A 17,015-nucleotide genomic window follows, 5' to 3' on the forward strand; every position below is an offset into this window, starting at 1 on the left:
CATGCAGATGAATAGAAATGTATCCATAAATACGCCAAACACTACTTACAGAATTCAGTTTCATAAAGAATTTAACTTTTCGGATTTCAAGAGAATTATTCCTTACTTAAGAGATCTGGGCATCGATACAATCTACGCTGCACCTATTTTTCAGTCAACACCAGGGAGTATGCATGGTTATGACGGCACAAATTTCAATAAAATAAATAGTGAACTTGGTACGCTGGACGAGCTGAGATCCATTAAAAAAGAGTTAAGTGAATATCATATCAAATGGTTACAGGATATTGTTCCTAACCATATGGCGTTTCATCCCTCGAATGAATGGCTAATGAATCTGCTCGAATTTGGACAGACATCAAAATTTAGCCATTTTTTTGATACCTGCTATAGTTCCAATTTATTCGAGAAAGGAAAGTTAATGGTGCCTATCTTGTCTAAGATTTTAGACGAAACGATTTCAAACCACGAAATTGCTGTCGTTTTCTCAGATGATAGTCTTCGGCTTTCTTATCAGGAAAACCTTTATCCACTTTCGCCTGAATCCTATTTTTTCGTCCTTAATGATTATTTAAAAGAGAGCCAGTCGGATTTTAGTGGACTTCTGGTTCAAATATATACGGCTCAAGCTAATGGAGATGTCGAGGAGTGGAGACAGCTGCGTGCGCACATTTTTAAGCACCTTCCCAATGAGAAATTAAAGCATATTCTTGACCAATTTAATAATAATCTAGAAAGTATTCACGAACTGGTGGCTAGTCAGCTTTATGAGCTTTGTCCTTGGTGGTTTACAAATCAACGTATAAATTTTAGACGTTTTTTTACGGTCAATGAATTGATTTGTTTAAATGTACAAGACAAAAATGTATTTAAGCAGTCGCATAAGCTGATAAAAAAACTTGTCGATGAAGAACTGATTGATGGACTAAGGATTGATCATATTGATGGACTTTATAAGCCTACTGACTATTTATTTAATTTGAGGAAATTAATCGGTCCACAACCTTATATAGTTGCTGAAAAAATACTTGAACAGGGGGAGAAACTTCCACTCGAATGGCCTATACAGGGAACAACAGGCTACGATTTTTTATCGGCTTCCAATAATGTTTGCTCCTGTAAATCGGGAAAGAAAATATTGGATAAGTATTATAGAAAAGTTATTGGAGAAAATCTATCCATTAAAAAACAACAGTATATAAAAAAGAGCATAATTCTCAATGAACACATGCAGGGCGAGCTTAATAACCTGGCCCGGTCATTGGCATCACTTTTAGCAGTTAAAAGTCCGAATAAGCTAGGGCCTTTAAAAGATATTCTAACCTCTTTTTTAGGATTTTTCCCTGTTTATAGATTATATGACGAAAGCTTTCCACTGTTGGCAAACAATTTTAATCTGCTGTCTTCTCTTTTTAAAAAGTTGACCCGAAAGCCCGAGCTCGATCAAAAGCTGGTTAATCAATTTCGAGAACTATTTGAGCAAGCACAGGTAGATTCAAAATCGCTGAGCCATACTGCTGTGGTTGATTTTTTTCTCCGATGTATGCAGTTGGCCGGCCCTGTAATGGCTAAGGGTGTGGAAGATACGTTAATGTATACATACAACCGTTTAATAGGACACAATGAAGTCGGCGATCATCCGGATAATTGGGGGCTAAGTAAAAAGAAATTCCACAAATTAATGCAGGAAAGGCAAAAATTTTGGCCACTGTCCATCAATGCAAGTTCTACCCACGATACCAAACGTGGTGAGGATTCGCGAAGTCGCTTATTAGTCCTAACCGCTATGGCTCAGAAATGGGTTAAACAGGTTCAGATTTGGCAAGATGTGGTTTGGAATGAATATCGAAAAGACCTCCCACATCCGAATGATGAATATTTTATTTATCAGTCGCTGGTAGCCTCTTATCCAATGGAAAAACAGGATGGAGAAGCATACGACGCATTTGAAAAACGTTTTTTGGACTACTTGGTTAAATATCTACGCGAAGGGAAAGTGCGCTCGAGCTGGGAAAATCCAAATTTAACCTATGAAGACGCTGTTCGGGAATTTGCCTCTTTTTTGCTTGATAAAGATCGTCCATTTTTTACGAGCTTTTATCAATTTATTGAGGCGGTAGCTGATTTCGGGATTTTAAACTCGCTTACACAGCAAATCTTGAAATTTACTTGTCCCGGTGTACCTGATATTTACCAGGGGTCGGAACTCTGGAACCATAGTTTTGTTGATCCCGACAATCGACGACCGATAGATTATCAATTAAGTGAAAATCTGCTGAAGGCTATTGAAAATATGCCCAACGACAGTCGAATTAGACAATTATGGCAAAATAGATACGATGGGACAATTAAACTATGGTTAGTTAAGGAATTGGTAAAATTCAGAAAGCATGATGCTGCACTTGCATCAGATAGCAGTTATATTCCGTTAAAAGTAAGCGGTCGTTACCGTAAACATATTTTGGCATTCGCGCGTAGATCTGGAGATGATTGGATGATCGTAGTACTTCCGCTACACCTCGCTGCTATCGGTAAAATCTCCAAATTCGTACCTGGCTCATTTGACTGGGCAGATACGAGCGTTCATCTTTCCGTAAATCATTCCGTGACCTGGCATCACATGCTATTTGACATAGGGGGCGAAGGCACAGAAATTTCAGTGAATACCATTTTTAGGGATCTTCCAATGGCTATTTTAAAATACAAAAGTAGCCCAACTAAGCGTAGTGCGGGTGTTTTAATGCATATCAGCTCATTGCCATCATCCTATGGAATTGGTGATTTGGGATCCGGAGCTCGTCGTTTTGTTAAACAACTGCATTATAGCGGCCAAAGCTGGTGGCAGGTACTTCCTTTAGGGCCTACAGATGTTGAGCAAAACCATTCTCCTTACAGCACCCTAAGTAGTAGAGCAGGTAATCCATTATTCATCGATTTAAATGAATTGCTGGAATTTGGCTTATTGGAAAGAGGGGAACTAAAGGCTTTAAAAAGAAATAGTTCTAAAACAATAGATTTTGCTGATATAGTCTTCACAAAGTACAAACTTTTGGAGAAGGCATTTAATCGTCTTTCTGTTCAACATGCGCTTGATTTCTCCGAATTTTTAGACCGTGAATCCTCGTGGCTTAAGGATTATGCGTTTTTCAAAGTCCTAAAAAACAGACATGGGAATCGTCCTTGGTATGAGTGGCCAACACAATACAAACATCGCGACAGCGCTGCACTTAACGATTTCGCAATTGAATTCGCAGATGAATTGCGAAAGGAAAAATGGTTTCAATACTTATTTTTCAGACAATGGGATGCCATAAGAAACTACGCATACGATTATGGCGTAAGATTTATCGGTGATATTCCATTTTATGTTGCCTATGATTCTGCCGATGTTTGGGCCAATCCGCACTATTTTTCCATAGGAGCAAATGGTACTATTAAAAATGTTGCTGGGGTTCCGCCTGATTACTTTAATGCAGCGGGGCAATTATGGGGGATGCCGACTTATCATTGGGGATCACTCAAAAAAGATGGCTACAGATGGTGGATTGAGCGCCTTTCACACAATTGCGCGCTGTTTGATAGGCTACGGCTTGATCATTTTAGGGCATTTTCTTCCTATTGGGAAGTTCCCTTTGAAGAAACTTCCGCCAAGAATGGACGTTGGTCAACAGGCCCTGGTTCGGATTTTTTTGATCAAGTAAAAGTTCATTTAGATGACATGCCTTTTATCGCTGAAGATCTTGGAGATATCGATGCGAAGGTATATGATCTGCGCGATCAATACAACTTTCCGGGCATGGCGGTTTTACAGTTCGCTTTTGATAACGATATGGCACATTCACCCCATATTCCACATCATTATTGCAGAAATTCTGTTGCCTATCCTGGAACACACGATAATAATACAACACTTTCTTGGTATCGTGAAGATCTTAAATCATCGAGTAAACTAAATATCAATAGGTATTTTGGACAAATTGTTGAAAGTGGAAATGTAAATGAGGTCCTCATACGATCACTTTACGCCTCTGTCGCAGATACAGTCATTGTTGCGATGCAAGATATCCTCAATCTTGATGGATCCTGTCGTATGAACCGACCTGCCAGTACGACCGGAAATTGGTTGTGGCGCATGCAGAAAAGAGCTTTTTCTCCAAAACTTCAGGCGAGATTAAATGACTATACAAAATTATACAACCGTTAAACATAAAGATGGAAACAAAAATCAATACTGGAAGCCCTTATCCTTTAGGCGCAACTTACGATGGAGAAGGGGTTAACTTTGCCCTTTTCTCCGAAAATGCCGAAGCTGTCGAACTTTATCTCTATGATAGTTCGAACCAACAAGAAATCGAGAAATTTAAAATAACAGAGAAGACGCATCAAGTTTGGCATATTTATGTTTCGGGAATTAAACCAGGACAACTGTACGGCTATCGTGTGCACGGTCCTTACGATCCAGCCCAGGGGCATCGTTTCAACCCCCATAAATTACTGATTGATCCCTATGCAAAAGCAATTTCGGGTGTCGTACAATGGAATGATGCTTTATTTGCGTACAATATAGGAGAGGACGATTTAAGTTTGGATACAACTGATAGCGCTCCTTTCGTCCCGAAATCCGTGGTTATAGACGGTCATTTTGATTGGGGGGACGACCTTCCTCCGCGTATACCGATGCACCAAAGTGTGATTTATGAAACACATGTAAAAGGTTTTACAGCAACTCATCCAGAGATTCCCGAAGAAATAAGAGGAACATACGCTGCCTTGGCGCATCCTGTCACCATAAATTACTTAAAGGAATTGGGGATCACTGCAATTGAATTATTGCCTATACACCATTTTATTACAGACCGTCACCTACAGGATAAAGGACTAACTAACTATTGGGGATATAACAGTGTTGGTTTTTTTGCCCCTGATGTGCGCTATTCAGCTTCGGGTACCCATGGAGAGCAGGTCGTGGAATTCAAGGAAATGGTAAAAGCACTTCATAGTGCAGGGATAGAAGTTATCCTTGATGTCGTTTACAATCATACAGGCGAAGGGAATGAAATGGGACCAACACTCTCTTTTAGAGGAATTGACAATGCTTCATATTATCGTTTGGCTGAAGATCCACGTTATTATATGGATTTTACTGGAACAGGCAATACATTGAATACCCGCCAGCCTAATGTACTACGGTTAATCATGGATAGTTTACGCTATTGGGTGCAGGAAATGCACGTTGATGGATTCCGTTTTGATCTGGCATCAGCATTAGCGCGGGAGCTCCATGACGTAGATAAATTGAGCTCTTTCTTTGACGTTATCCATCAGGATCCCGTGATCTCACAGGTTAAACTAATTGCCGAACCATGGGATATTGGAGAAGGAGGGTATCAGGTAGGCGAGTTCCCCGCCGGTTGGGCCGAATGGAATGGAAAGTATCGTGACTGTATCCGCGATTATTGGATCGGAGCGGACAGTATGATCGCTGAATTTGCTAATCGCCTGACTGGATCGTCCGATTTATACCGGGGTGACAATCGTACACCTTCCGCCAGTATAAATTTCATTACTGCACATGACGGATTTACGCTCCACGATCTGGTATCGTACAATGAAAAGCACAATGAAGCTAATGGTGAGGATAATAAAGATGGAGAAAGCCACAACCGCTCCTGGAACTGTGGGGCAGAAGGACCTACAGATGATTCTACGGTAAATAACCTGAGAGAAAAACAAAAAAGAAACATGCTCGTCACATTATTTCTTTCCCAGGGAGTACCTATGCTTGTCGCTGGCGATGAACAGGGGCGAACACAGCAGGGCAATAATAACGCCTATTGTCAGGACAATGAGATTTCATGGCTCAACTGGGCCAATGTAGACGTATCTTTATTGGACTTCACTAAAAAATTGATCCATTTTAGGCGAGAACATCCGGTATTCTGTCGTCGCAAATGGTTTCAAGGATTGCCTATCCGCGGTACAGGTGTTGAAGATATTGTATGGTTTCTTCCAGATGCATCTGAGATGGATGATCATCACTGGCAGGAAGACTATGCGCGCTCACTCGCTGTGTTTTTAAACGGTGCGGGAATTAGATCAGTAGATACCGATGGAAAGAAAATCGTGGATGCTAATTTTTACCTGATATTTAATGCGTATTGGGAAGATGTAACCTACACGCTCCCCGGTGAAAATTATGGGGCTGGTTGGTTTAAGATCTTAGATACGAATAATGATACGATAGAAAGCTTTGGAAACTATTCAGCAGGTGATTCTATTTTAGTGCCCTCACGTTCCATACTTTTATTTCAATCACAATAAAGTGGGGGATATTGATGAACAAGACAGGAATTCAACAATTGGGTATTCGTCGCAATGGTGACGTTTGGCAGATTCGCGTATGGGCACCAACGGCAAAGAATGTGCTTTACCGATTTTATCAAAAAGATATGGAGATCGCGCTTAAGCCCCAACAATACGGTTATTGGTACGCAGAGACTGATTTATTAGCAGCTGGAGATTTATACTGGATCAGTGTCGATGGCAACGAATTGCCGGATCCGATTTCGCTCTCCCAGCCAGAAGGTGTACATGGTCCCTCAAAAATCGTTGATCTCACTTTTTCTTGGACCGATAAAGACTATCGGCCTCCAGCATTGTCTGATTTTATTATTTACGAGCTTCATGTAGGAACATTTACTTCATCCCATGATTTTGATGGTGTTATCAAAAAGATTCCCTATCTGAAAGATTTGGGGATCACTGCTATTGAAATTATGCCTGTTGCACAGTTTCCCGGTGAAAGAAATTGGGGCTACGATGGCGTTTTTCCTTTTGCAGTTCAGCATTCCTATGGTGGCGCTTCGGAATTCCAAAGGCTTGTGAATTCCTGTCATGAGGCCAATATTGCGGTAATTTTGGATGTCGTCTATAATCATCTCGGTCCAGAGGGAAACTATTTCTCGAATTATGGTCCATATTTTACCGACAAATACCATACGCCCTGGGGTAATGCGCTGAATTACGACGATAGCTATTGTCATGGACAGCGGGATTTGGTACTGAACAATGTACGCATGTGGTTTGAAGACTTTCATATCGATGCGCTGCGTTTGGATGCGGTACATGCAATCAAGGATTTTAACGCTGTTCATATCCTTCAGCAAATTCGTAAGGAAACGGATGAAATTATCGCTAAATCCGGAAAAAACCATTTTCTATTTATTGAATGCGATCTCAACGATAGACGATTTTTAGACCCATTGGCGAAAAATGGTTTTGGGATGGATGCACAATGGCTAGATGAATTCCACCATGCTTTAAGAGTAAGCGTGGGCGAACCCAAAAAGGGGTACTATGAGGAATTTAATGGATTGGCCGATCTCGCCAAAGCTTATGAAAAAGCATATGTATTCGATGGCAACTATTCTCCCCATCGGGAAAAATTCTTTGGAACGGACACTCTCGGTATCAAAGGGGATCATTTTATAGTTTTCTGCCAGAATCATGATCAAGTCGGCAATAGGATGATGGGCGATCGCGCGGCTTCACTCTATCCTGTAGAAATAACGCGACTAATGGCTTTTGCCGTGTTCATATCCCCGTATCTTCCTTTACTATTTATGGGAGAAGAATGGCGTACAAAACGAGCTTTTCCCTATTTTACCAGTCATAGTGACCCCAAACTTGTAGAGCAGGTGAGACAGGGACGAAAAAAAGAGTTTGAAGATTTTTTTGAAGATTCAGAATTTCTCGATCCGCAGGACGAGACAACATTTAGGAATACCGTTTTGAATTGGGACGAACAGGATAGCGAAGTCCATCAGAAACATTTATCTTATTATAGATCCCTGATAGCATTCCGTAAAACCAATCCTGGGCTGAAAAATATACAGCGCGATGAAATGACGGCTAAATGTCTCCCGGATCAAAAAGTACTTATCTTATCGATGAGAAAAAACAATAGTTCTTTAGTTGTACTGATGAATTTTTCTGCCACTGTACAACAGGTAACGCTGGCTGAGGATCTGCAATGGAAAATGATATTTAATACGAATGAAATGGATGCCGCGGTTTTGTTAGATACTGATTATGCTCAAACCACTGTCGCATCACTAAAACCTTGGTCAGGTCAGGTCTATATTTCTATCTAGATGCATGGTATATAAAAAATTTTATATACCATACATCAGGTTTTTATATCGCGTTAAGCAGCCCCTCGGATTACACGTAACAGAACGACAATAATGGCGATAACCAATAAAACGTGAATTATATTCCCTGTAGCATAACCTCCAAAGAAACTAAACGCCCAAATAATGACTAAAATAACAGCAATGATATATAATAAATTTCCCATAATATATTTGTTTTTTTCAGTAGAACAGCCTTCGATGGATTATGGTTTGAATGGATAAAATTTAAACGTTAGTTGTTAGTTATCAATCGTTAGTTGTTAGTTAACAATAAAGTGTACAGTTGTCAGCGGCCGACTACTAAACTGGTTTGCAAATAACACTTTAGAATAAACGTATTTATAACATTTCCCATATATAAATACCCTATTGTCTTTTTTTATTATTTGCTTATTTTTTTATCTGTATTTAAAATTAAGCGCAAAAATCCATTAAAATTTGCTTAATAGGCTTTGTAAATAAGGACAACGTATTTTTACCGCTAACAATGCTATTTATTTTACATGCAAATTGGCCCTCAAAATTAGCACTCTTCTTGTTATCCTTTTCTTGTAAAATCATTTTAAACAATCAGTTGAATAAAGAAAGAGGATAAGTTATGAACAACCACAATTTAAATGTACTCATCACCGAAAAAAGAAGTTTACTTAATCATTTTGCTGCTAAATTTACAGCTGATCCGGATGAAAAGGAAGACCTGATCCAAGAAACGTGGATACGCGCATTGAAGTCCATAGACAATTTTGTTCAGCATCCGAAGCTAATGAGCTGGTTATATGTAATTATGAAACATACTTACATCAATAAGTATAGAAAAGCAAAGCGTACCACCGAAATTCAAGATCAATATGTGGTCTTGGAAAGTACAAATACAATAGAACTCAACAAAGGGATCAATAAGTTTATGGCCGAAGATATCGAACGTGCGATGAACAGCTTAACGGCAGAAAACTATGAAATTTTCCGTTTGTTTTTAGATGGTTATAAATACCATGAAATTGCATCATATTTTGATATGCCAGAAGGTACAATAAAGACTAGAATCCATATGGTAAGAAAAAAGCTGCAAAAACAGCTTAAGGTCTACCGGTTAAATTGACAATCCCAACAAATAAAACAAGAGCTAACGTTTCAGTTTAGTTTGATTTTTGCGAAAGGCTGACTTTTTAAAGTCAGCCTTTCTTTCGTATACTTTCAAAACAATAGTTCCTTTGCGGAAATCGTATGGTCATCAACTGAACATGATTGCACTCCGACGAAGGTTCATCCCGGCTGCAACTTTTCAACTATTTTCCAATTGTCCTCTTTTTTATCATATCGAAGTAGCCAAGTTTCCTGGGGGACTTTCTCTTCCTTATCGGTTGAATGTTCACCCACCGTAATCGTGATTTCTGAAGGAAGAGCGTGGATAATTTCGGCGTAGGCTTTTTCGCCGCCGAGGAATTCGATAATTGCTGGCATCGCATTATAACCAATTTCCGGGCTAAATAAGAACTCAGCTATGCCGCCATAATGAATCTCAGTACCATGAAAAATAATACCATTCATAATCTTACAAATTGAAAGTTAAAGTTATAGTGATCTTATCTCAGATCATAATTTTTGGAATTTTGATCTGCGATAATTCTAACAGTCGTATGCCATTTTTGTTTTTTTGGCGATCCAATAATTTATTTTGCAAAAGCAATCTATTTGTTTTTGAGACGTGTTATATCAGTAATTAAAAGCAGGAGCTTGAGGGTGAAATAGAAAAATTTTCAGGCAAAAAGGATTCAAAAAAATAATATATTCATCATGAACGTAAAAAGAATATTTGGAACTATTCTCACAGTATTGGGTATTGTAGGGCTAATCTATACCGGCTATGAACTGATCATGAAAAGTAATGCCTATACGAATTTGGCAGTAGTCGGCATTTTGGCGCTTATTTTCTTCTCATCAGGAATAAGTCTTGTGAAGAACACTAAAGACGAGTCTTAAAGGCGGTTCATTTTGGGAAGTCTAATTTTCGGCTTTTGCTAAAAATTAATGAAGGTCGGATTATCAAGTCCGACCTTCATACATGAATTTTACTTAATATAGTTGAGAATATAAATAACAAATATATACCTCGCATTGTTTTCGTAAAAAGCCTTTAGCTGTTGGCCAAGGTTTTTGCTGTATTTCAACTATTCTTGGGCAGCCTTGTCGTTTACGAAACCGCCTGCTATCCCTGTTAATGCTTCGTCGGTATCCTTCTCATTGTCTAAGGTTTTTTGGAGCAGTGAAGCTACATCGTCGTGTCCCATCGTTTCTGCAAATGTGCGAAGAGTACCGTAAGTAGCGATCTCGTAGTGTTCTACTTTCTGTGCGGCAAGGATGAGGCCTGCGTCTCTGGTAAAAGTATCCTTTTCTGTGTCAGAAATGATCGAATCGGCTTCATCAAGTAGACCCTGCATAGCGTCACATTTTTTAGCAACAGCTTTTTCTCCCAATTGCTCAAATACCTGTTCAAGAGTTTCTATATGTTTCTGAGTTTCCTTGGTATGCTTTTCAAAAGCAGCGGCGAGTTTTTCGCTAGTTGCCGCTTTCTGCATTTTAGGTAAAGCTTTCACTAAGTGTTTCTCGGCCCAATAAATGTCTTTTAGTTCATCGACGAAAAACTCGTGGAATTCACTGTCTTTCATTTTTCCGGTATTACCAGAAGGTTTTTTTGTGGCATTTTTTGCCGGTACAGATTTCGTAGTTGCCATAATAAAAATTTTAAGTGTTACTGCATAGATAACCCAGCCCAAACCACTTTAGTTCAATAAAATATATTTAACTGTTATCAAATAAAAACGAAAGCGATATTCTCTTCTAAGTTTGGGTACAATCCTGTTAGCAAAACCTTTCGCACGCCAGCATTGTTCAGAATAATATTTATCAGGCCATAAACAGCAATTTGCTAAATCAGAGAAAACCATTTCATATTGAGTTTTGTGCTATATCAAAATCGAATTAACTGGTAGTGTAATATGCATTTTATTATTTACCAATATATTAATTTTTAAAATACCGATCATGGCCGATAATAAATCCAAAAAGGGAAAAACAGCTAGAAACAGATCACCTAAAGATACAGCTATGGGATTAGCTAAATATCGGCAAAAGCGTACCGAAGAGAAAACCCCGGAACCCTTTGGCGGGAAACCAAGTGGAACAGAATTACGTTAGAAAGGATGAATAGTGAAGGTGATATTTTTAAACCGGTCCTTGGTAAAGGTATTGATCTCAAAAAAGTAATTGAAAAATATACGAAATAAACGCATCAAAACCTCCATGGATAATCCGGAATTAAAAACCAGTAATAAAAAATCAATATACAGTGCACTCGCGGCGAATGTATTAATTGCATTAACTAAATTCATTGCGGGAGCATTTACAAATAGTTCATCCATGATTTCAGAGGGTATTCACTCAACGGTAGATACTGCAAATCAATTGCTCATACTTTATGGCTTAAAAAGAAGTAAGAGGCCACCCGACCAGTCTCATCCTTTTGGTTATGGTAAAGAACTATACTTTTGGTCTTTTATTGTTTCCATTCTGATTTTTGGGCTTGGTGGTACATTATCTATTTACCAGGGTGTAGCTCATATCATGAAACCCGAATTAATGAGCGATCCTTTTTGGAATTATATTGTACTTATACTCTCCTTAATTTTTGAAGGAACTTCTTTTTTTATTGCTTTAAAAGAATTCAATAAAACCCGCAATGGCATGGGGTGGTGGGATGCAATTATTAAAAGTAAAGATCCTTCCAGTTTCCTTGTGGTCTTTGAAGATGGTGCAGCTGTGGCAGGGTTAATAATCGTTATGGTACTAATGGGACTAAGTCATTACTTGCAGATTCCTGAATTAGATGGCCTAGCTTCAGTAATCGTAGGCTTGTTGTTGGTTTTTGTATCCTTTATATTGGCTAGAGAAAGCAGAAGCTTATTAATGGGAGAGGGAATTGCTTCAGAAACAAGATTGAAAATCGCCCAGCTTGCCGAAAAGGATTCGGCTGTTATAAAAACTAAAAACATACTATCCACTTATCAATCGCCAGAGTATGTTGTATTGATGCTTATTATTGACTTTGAAGATCATCTTGACACAGAGGAGATCACCGAGGCGATACGCCGGATTCGTGAGGATATAAAAAATGAATTTGAGTTTGTACACTTTGTGATTATTCAACCAGAATAATCATATAAAAGCCCTTTTAACACGCTATCAAAACATCATTTTCAAGCCCATAGCGCAGAAATGGTGGTAATTTTTGCAAATATAAATACCTACCAAACCTTTCAGACTTTGGCTTTGTTCACCCCTGATGGATCAAATAAGAACAGCATTGGATATGAAAAAAGAAAAGAATTTAAAAACCGCTGGGGCTAGCAAATCTTCCATAGATAAAATTAAAACAGCATCCGGTTCATGGAAGGTAAGTACTTCAAGGTAAAGTGGGGGCATTACATTTTTCTTGAATGAAGGGAAGCTTCAATTGGTTAACGAAGAACCTACTTATTATCGAGACCATAATGCCATGAACAGAAAATCAATACCGACGGCCAATCCGCTGCTTTGAGCGATGAGATTATGCTAAGTAGAATGAACAGCGAATTATTTAAAATGATACATTTGTAAATATCAATTTCAGAGCTGCTTAACGATGAATTTTCAAAATAATCAATTAGAATATATGTCACTTAAGCCGTGGCAATCGCTTGAACACATCGTAGAGAGTATCTGGATGGTAATAAATCATTCTGATGAGAATAAAGAAGGAATTATCGTTCCAGACGGCAAAATAGACTTATTTCTTCTGACAGATGAAAAAGGAGCTTTTGAGATTTTTATTTGTGGAGTCTGTACAGAACCTGTTATAAAGCCACCATTCCCGAAATCTCGGATGTTCGCCATTAGCTTTTATCCAACTGCTGCGGAATATATTTTTAATCACTCTTTTTCGGATTTAAAAAATACAAAAAAAACGTTGCCAGATGATTATTGGGGATTTTCAAAAGATGACCTCATTGACTTCGAGTGTTTTTATAAAAAGGCCTGTTATACTATTTCTTCAAAGTATAAAAAACAAATGGATGGAATGAAACAGAAGTTGTTTGAGCTTATCAGTAAATCTAGGGGAGAAATTACAGTAAAAGAACTGGCGGGTAAAATATGTTGGAGTAGCAGGCAGATTAACCGCTATTTCCAGAATTGGCTTGGGCTTACGCTAAAATCATATGTTAACATTGTACGTTTTTCAAATTCATTGCAACAACTGAAAGAAGGAAATTTCTATCCAGAACTGAACTATGGCGACCAATCTCACTTTATCCGTGAAGTAAAAAAATATGCCGGAGTAACGCCAACTATTTTAAACAAAAATGAAAACGACCGATTTATCCAATTGAACCTGATTCCTGATGCATAATTTTGTATTAAATAAAAGAAGAAAAAATGCATCTAAATCACATCAACCTGGTCGTAAAAGAGGTAGATAAAGCCGTAGATCTATTTACGCAAAAGTTGGGTTTTAATTTAATTATAAACAGAAACAGCAAAATGGCAGTGCTTGAAAGTAGCAATAATTTTGCTTTAGTCCTTTGGGGGCAGCAATTGAACAACTAGGAAAATAGACCTAAGTATCCAGCGAATTTCCATATTGGATTTTATCAAAAAGATGAGAAAGCTGTTCACGAGGTATATCAGAAATTAATAAACGACAGCGGTTTGAAATTTGAAAGCGCACCAAAGAAAATCAGGGATTCATTTGGATTCTATTTTTATTTTGAAAATCTGATGATTGAAATCAGTGTAACTCCTTTTAAATGATCATAAAGTTGAGATTATCTCAGAGAGGTTAGATTTGCTATCAAAATTAAAAACAGAGTGGGGGAATACTAAACCAACCAAAAAATCTATAGTATGAGTTATAAAAGCTATTATTTGAACTGCTTCATATTGATGTTGCCGATCATTATTTGGAATATTTTATTAAGCAATAAGTTGCCTGCCAATTACCAGGCCGAAATATTTTCTGCTAATATTCCGGACGTGTTAACGTACGGTGAGAATATTTTTAGGCTGTTTATATTTGTAATTTCATTTTTGATGCCTCTGCAGCTGCGTACAAAAAGGCAAAAAGTCGGCTTCAGCATTTATCTTACAGGATTATTGCTGTACATGCTTTCGTGGGTTTTATTAATTTTATTTTCTAAAAGCATTTGGAGCAATAGCCTTCTTGGTTTTTCTGCTCCCGCTTACACACCTTTGGTATGGCTTCTAGGAATTTCACTGATAGGAGATACCTTTAATTTTAACCTGCCATTCAAGAAATGGATTTTTATCAGTGCTTCTGCCTTATTTTTAGCCTTTCATCTTACTCATACCATTCTTGTTTATAAAACTTTTACGAAGATCTAGGCTTCATTTTTTTAGTATACTGTTTTTTAAACTCCCCGGGAGCCTGTCCAGCAAAATAATTCCGAGCCTGACAGCACGATAAGTGGCTAGATTTACGATGCTGGGAGACGTAGCTGGAAGTCCGCAACTCCACCTTTGACAGTCTGAATAAAAGCGGCAGGTCATGCCTGCCGATACAATTTTATTGTGTTGTATTTGTTTCAGGGGAAATCCAGAAGTAAGCAGGATCAAACGTAATCACGTTGTTTTTTAAATATTTGTTATTGCTTTTGTCAAACCCACTTGGAACTAAAGAAATGTACTGCAGATCAGGGGCTACGGGCCTATATCTACTTTCTGTGTTAAACTGGCTTTTATTCGTGCATTGAATCCAGTATAAATTCTTTGCCATATAATAATCCAGGTACCAAAGTTTATTTACTTTGGACTCTGCGTTTAGCTTGAGCGATTGATTATTTTTTAAACGCTCCCTAACTTCTTCAATGCTCAGTAAATTGTTGTTGTCGTCCATCACAAATGTACCATGGGAAGGATCCATCCACAGCCATTTTTTTAGAGTTTCAGCATATACGCTATTGATCACATGGCAGTCAGTATCTTTATCGTCTTTTGGCATGCATGTAACATAACGAGACTTAAATCCCATAGCAAGATACATTTCATTTAACGTCATCGCTTTGTGCCGACAGTTGATACCTTTTCCAGTTGCCTTGTGATAGTTGTAAAAATCGATCGCGTCAAACTCACATAGTGCCCAATTGCTGCCGTCATATTTAATATTATTTGCGACAAAAAACATGATATTACAGATTTTGGAGATTTCGTCACCCTTACCAGCTATCGAGTCCAGATCGAAAAAATTTTTTACCGCTAATAAATTTCGATTGCTCGTTACCTCGTAGGTAAATACCGGCAAAGAGTCACTATTTGCTGAAATGTATCCTCCAGATTGCTGCAATAGGGTTAATTTATCGTACTGCTTCAGTTGGACTAATGCTTTTACAAATTTTTTTTCTTTACGGATATTGTCTAAATCATGATCATTTAAAGCATTACGATAGTCGGTATATCCCCACAAAACTGCCTTTTCAAAACTTGAAACAGCTTGTTTTTTTTGATTGAGTAATGATTGTAAACAAGCAAGGTTGTAGTTTATATTCGCATTAATTTCACCTATCGTAGTTTGATATTCCTGCTTTTCTTTTTCAGATAGCTGTAAGCTGTCCATTTTGGCCGATATGGCATTTAATACTTTTGTGGATTTTTGATAATCCTTTGCCGGATAATAGGTATTATAATCCCGTTCTAATTTCTTAAAGTCTGATAGGAACTTATTCCATGTCGTCGAGTTTGTTTGTGCAAATGCACTGCCTGTCAAAAATATGAACAGAAGAAGGTTAAATAATGGTTTCATTGGAGGTCTTTAGTTAAATACTGTTTTATTCATAATTAGTGGTTAACAAGGTACTTGCCAAAATGCTATCCTCCTGAAAATAAAAACTTTGAGTTAATAACCCTGTTCGATACCGAACGATTGCTAGCTAAAAACGAACACTCCACAGGCATCACTTCCTCCAAAAGCTGGTATATATGGAGATAGGTCATAAAAAATACGATAAGAGAAAAAAAAATAACAGCATTTATGTCAATGTTCTTACTGTGCGTTTTTGCTTTTGGACAAGACACACAGACTTTTCAGTATATTTTATTTGTTTTTAAAATATACTTTTTGGTATATTTGTAGCGTAAATAATAAAACAGATGTTGACAAAAGCAGAAAAAACAAAACAATTTATTCTTGAAACCGCCAGCCCGCTTTACAATGAGAAAGGGATATCGGGTGTGAGCATTGACGATGTTTTGGAAGCGACCAAGTTAACTAAGGGCTGTCTTTATGGGCATTTCAATGGAAAAGAGGATCTTTCGGAACAGGTTGTAGACTATTCCCTAAAAAAAATAACCGAAAGAGTGGCATCTATTGTATCAAAAGGTAAAACAGCGAAAGAGAAGATCTTTTTATATCTTGATTTTTATAAGAACCCGATCGATACATATATAGCAGGAGGCTGTCCCATCTTTAACACCGCTGTTGAGGCTGATGATAATTTTCCTTCGATAAAAAAGAAGGTTGCAGCAGTTCTGAATGCGGGTCAGATCGCTCTTTCAAATGTACTGGAAGAAGGAAAAATTAACGGTGAATTTTCAGAAAACCTAAATGCAGAAGTTTTTGCCTTTAAAATGTTTTCAGCGATAGAAGGTGGAATTGTTCTGAGCAGGACGATGGGATCGAGAAAATTGATGCTAGAACTTATCAGGGACCTTAAAAAAGAATTAGAGCAGTATATACTGTAATTTTTTTTGAAACAAAATAGACTAAAAAGTATA

Annotated in this window: 14 protein-coding genes; 10 read left to right on the forward strand and 4 right to left on the reverse strand. The window is 37.9% G+C overall.

Annotation, left to right across the window (positions count from 1 at the left end; translation table 11 throughout):
* Window positions 1-7: 7 nt before the first annotated feature.
* The 3 genes from treY to treZ are packed head-to-tail and all read left to right on the forward strand — an operon-like array spanning window position 8 to window position 8,153.
* Window positions 8-4,204: a malto-oligosyltrehalose synthase gene (gene treY, locus HS960_RS04900; protein WP_182331511.1), complete on the forward strand. Its 4,197-nt coding sequence runs from the start codon at window positions 8-10 to the stop codon at window positions 4,202-4,204.
* An 8-nt stretch (window positions 4,205-4,212) separates the two neighbouring features.
* The gene (gene glgX / locus HS960_RS04905; RefSeq protein ID WP_153848122.1) at window positions 4,213-6,321 is read left to right on the forward strand and encodes a glycogen debranching protein GlgX; all 2,109 of its coding nucleotides are present in this window, start codon (window positions 4,213-4,215) and stop codon (window positions 6,319-6,321) included.
* Between the two features lie 14 nt (window positions 6,322-6,335).
* Window positions 6,336-8,153 (forward strand): malto-oligosyltrehalose trehalohydrolase, encoded by a 1,818-nt coding sequence (treZ, locus tag HS960_RS04910; protein ID WP_182331513.1) that lies wholly within the window; start codon window positions 6,336-6,338, stop codon window positions 8,151-8,153.
* A 53-nt stretch (window positions 8,154-8,206) separates the two neighbouring features.
* Here the strand turns inward: treZ and HS960_RS04915 are convergent, their stop codons facing one another.
* Complete coding sequence (locus HS960_RS04915) at window positions 8,207-8,359, reverse strand: lmo0937 family membrane protein (protein WP_120333750.1); 153 nt, start codon at window positions 8,357-8,359, stop codon at window positions 8,207-8,209.
* Between the two features lie 434 nt (window positions 8,360-8,793).
* Here HS960_RS04915 and HS960_RS04920 point away from each other — a divergent pair, with 434 nt between their 5' ends.
* On the forward strand, window positions 8,794-9,294 hold the full coding sequence (locus HS960_RS04920) for an RNA polymerase sigma factor (RefSeq protein WP_153848119.1): 501 nt from the start codon (window positions 8,794-8,796) through the stop codon (window positions 9,292-9,294).
* A 164-nt stretch (window positions 9,295-9,458) separates the two neighbouring features.
* On the opposite strand, the gene HS960_RS04925 is transcribed toward HS960_RS04920, so the two are convergent.
* Window positions 9,459-9,743 (reverse strand): hypothetical protein, encoded by a 285-nt coding sequence (locus HS960_RS04925; RefSeq protein ID WP_120333748.1) that lies wholly within the window; start codon window positions 9,741-9,743, stop codon window positions 9,459-9,461.
* 246 nt (window positions 9,744-9,989) lie between these two features.
* On the opposite strand from HS960_RS04925, the gene HS960_RS04930 reads away from it, so the two are divergent.
* On the forward strand, window positions 9,990-10,175 hold the full coding sequence (locus HS960_RS04930) for a hypothetical protein (protein ID WP_075993108.1): 186 nt from the start codon (window positions 9,990-9,992) through the stop codon (window positions 10,173-10,175).
* A 188-nt stretch (window positions 10,176-10,363) separates the two neighbouring features.
* Here the strand turns inward: HS960_RS04930 and HS960_RS04935 are convergent, their stop codons facing one another.
* Window positions 10,364-10,927 carry a YciE/YciF ferroxidase family protein gene (locus HS960_RS04935; RefSeq protein ID WP_153848118.1) on the reverse strand — a complete coding sequence of 188 codons (564 nt, stop codon included), beginning with the start codon at window positions 10,925-10,927 and terminating at the stop codon, window positions 10,364-10,366.
* Between the two features lie 310 nt (window positions 10,928-11,237).
* Between HS960_RS04935 and HS960_RS04940 the strand changes: the two genes are divergently transcribed.
* The 4 genes from HS960_RS04940 to HS960_RS04955 all read left to right on the forward strand — a co-directional run bounded on the left by HS960_RS04940 (window position 11,238) and on the right by HS960_RS04955 (window position 13,835).
* Window positions 11,238-11,390: a hypothetical protein gene (locus tag HS960_RS04940; RefSeq protein WP_153848117.1), complete on the forward strand. Its 153-nt coding sequence runs from the start codon at window positions 11,238-11,240 to the stop codon at window positions 11,388-11,390.
* Window positions 11,391-11,495: 105 nt separating this feature from the next.
* Entirely contained in the window at window positions 11,496-12,407 is a 912-nt protein-coding gene (locus tag HS960_RS04945) for a cation diffusion facilitator family transporter (protein ID WP_153848116.1), read from the forward strand.
* Window positions 12,408-12,873: 466 nt separating this feature from the next.
* Window positions 12,874-13,638 (forward strand): helix-turn-helix domain-containing protein, encoded by a 765-nt coding sequence (locus tag HS960_RS04950; protein WP_159732509.1) that lies wholly within the window; start codon window positions 12,874-12,876, stop codon window positions 13,636-13,638.
* Window positions 13,639-13,664: 26 nt separating this feature from the next.
* Window positions 13,665-13,835 carry a VOC family protein gene (locus tag HS960_RS04955; RefSeq protein WP_182331515.1) on the forward strand — a complete coding sequence of 57 codons (171 nt, stop codon included), beginning with the start codon at window positions 13,665-13,667 and terminating at the stop codon, window positions 13,833-13,835.
* Window positions 13,836-14,811: 976 nt separating this feature from the next.
* On the opposite strand, the gene HS960_RS04965 is transcribed toward HS960_RS04955, so the two are convergent.
* A complete protein-coding gene (locus HS960_RS04965) occupies window positions 14,812-16,044 on the reverse strand; it encodes a transglutaminase-like domain-containing protein (protein ID WP_153848112.1) in 1,233 nt (410 codons plus the stop codon).
* Window positions 16,045-16,391: 347 nt separating this feature from the next.
* Between HS960_RS04965 and HS960_RS04970 the strand changes: the two genes are divergently transcribed.
* A complete protein-coding gene (locus HS960_RS04970; protein WP_153848111.1) occupies window positions 16,392-16,982 on the forward strand; it encodes a TetR/AcrR family transcriptional regulator in 591 nt (196 codons plus the stop codon).
* Window positions 16,983-17,015: the final 33 nt, after the last annotated feature.

The organism is Sphingobacterium paramultivorum (genome assembly GCF_014109745.1).
GTDB lineage: Bacteria > Bacteroidota > Bacteroidia > Sphingobacteriales > Sphingobacteriaceae > Sphingobacterium > Sphingobacterium paramultivorum.

Excerpts from the sequence above, each read along its gene's own strand:
- HS960_RS04965 (WP_153848112.1), bottom strand. The coding sequence starts at position 16,044 with ATGAAACCATTATTTAACCTTCTTCTGTTCATATTTTTGACAGGCAGT.
- HS960_RS04925 (WP_120333748.1), bottom strand. The coding sequence starts at position 9,743 with ATGAATGGTATTATTTTTCATGGTACTGAGATTCATTATGGCGGCATA.
- HS960_RS04915 (WP_120333750.1), bottom strand. The coding sequence starts at position 8,359 with ATGGGAAATTTATTATATATCATTGCTGTTATTTTAGTCATTATTTGG.
- glgX (WP_153848122.1), top strand. The coding sequence starts at position 4,213 with ATGGAAACAAAAATCAATACTGGAAGCCCTTATCCTTTAGGCGCAACT.
- HS960_RS04955 (WP_182331515.1), top strand. The coding sequence starts at position 13,665 with ATGCATCTAAATCACATCAACCTGGTCGTAAAAGAGGTAGATAAAGCC.
- HS960_RS04950 (WP_159732509.1), top strand. The coding sequence starts at position 12,874 with ATGAATTTTCAAAATAATCAATTAGAATATATGTCACTTAAGCCGTGG.
- treY (WP_182331511.1), top strand. The coding sequence starts at position 8 with ATGAATAGAAATGTATCCATAAATACGCCAAACACTACTTACAGAATT.
- HS960_RS04930 (WP_075993108.1), top strand. The coding sequence starts at position 9,990 with ATGAACGTAAAAAGAATATTTGGAACTATTCTCACAGTATTGGGTATT.
- HS960_RS04935 (WP_153848118.1), bottom strand. The coding sequence starts at position 10,927 with ATGGCAACTACGAAATCTGTACCGGCAAAAAATGCCACAAAAAAACCT.
- HS960_RS04945 (WP_153848116.1), top strand. The coding sequence starts at position 11,496 with ATGGATAATCCGGAATTAAAAACCAGTAATAAAAAATCAATATACAGT.
- treZ (WP_182331513.1), top strand. The coding sequence starts at position 6,336 with ATGAACAAGACAGGAATTCAACAATTGGGTATTCGTCGCAATGGTGAC.
- HS960_RS04920 (WP_153848119.1), top strand. The coding sequence starts at position 8,794 with ATGAACAACCACAATTTAAATGTACTCATCACCGAAAAAAGAAGTTTA.
- HS960_RS04970 (WP_153848111.1), top strand. The coding sequence starts at position 16,392 with ATGTTGACAAAAGCAGAAAAAACAAAACAATTTATTCTTGAAACCGCC.
- HS960_RS04940 (WP_153848117.1), top strand. The coding sequence starts at position 11,238 with ATGGCCGATAATAAATCCAAAAAGGGAAAAACAGCTAGAAACAGATCA.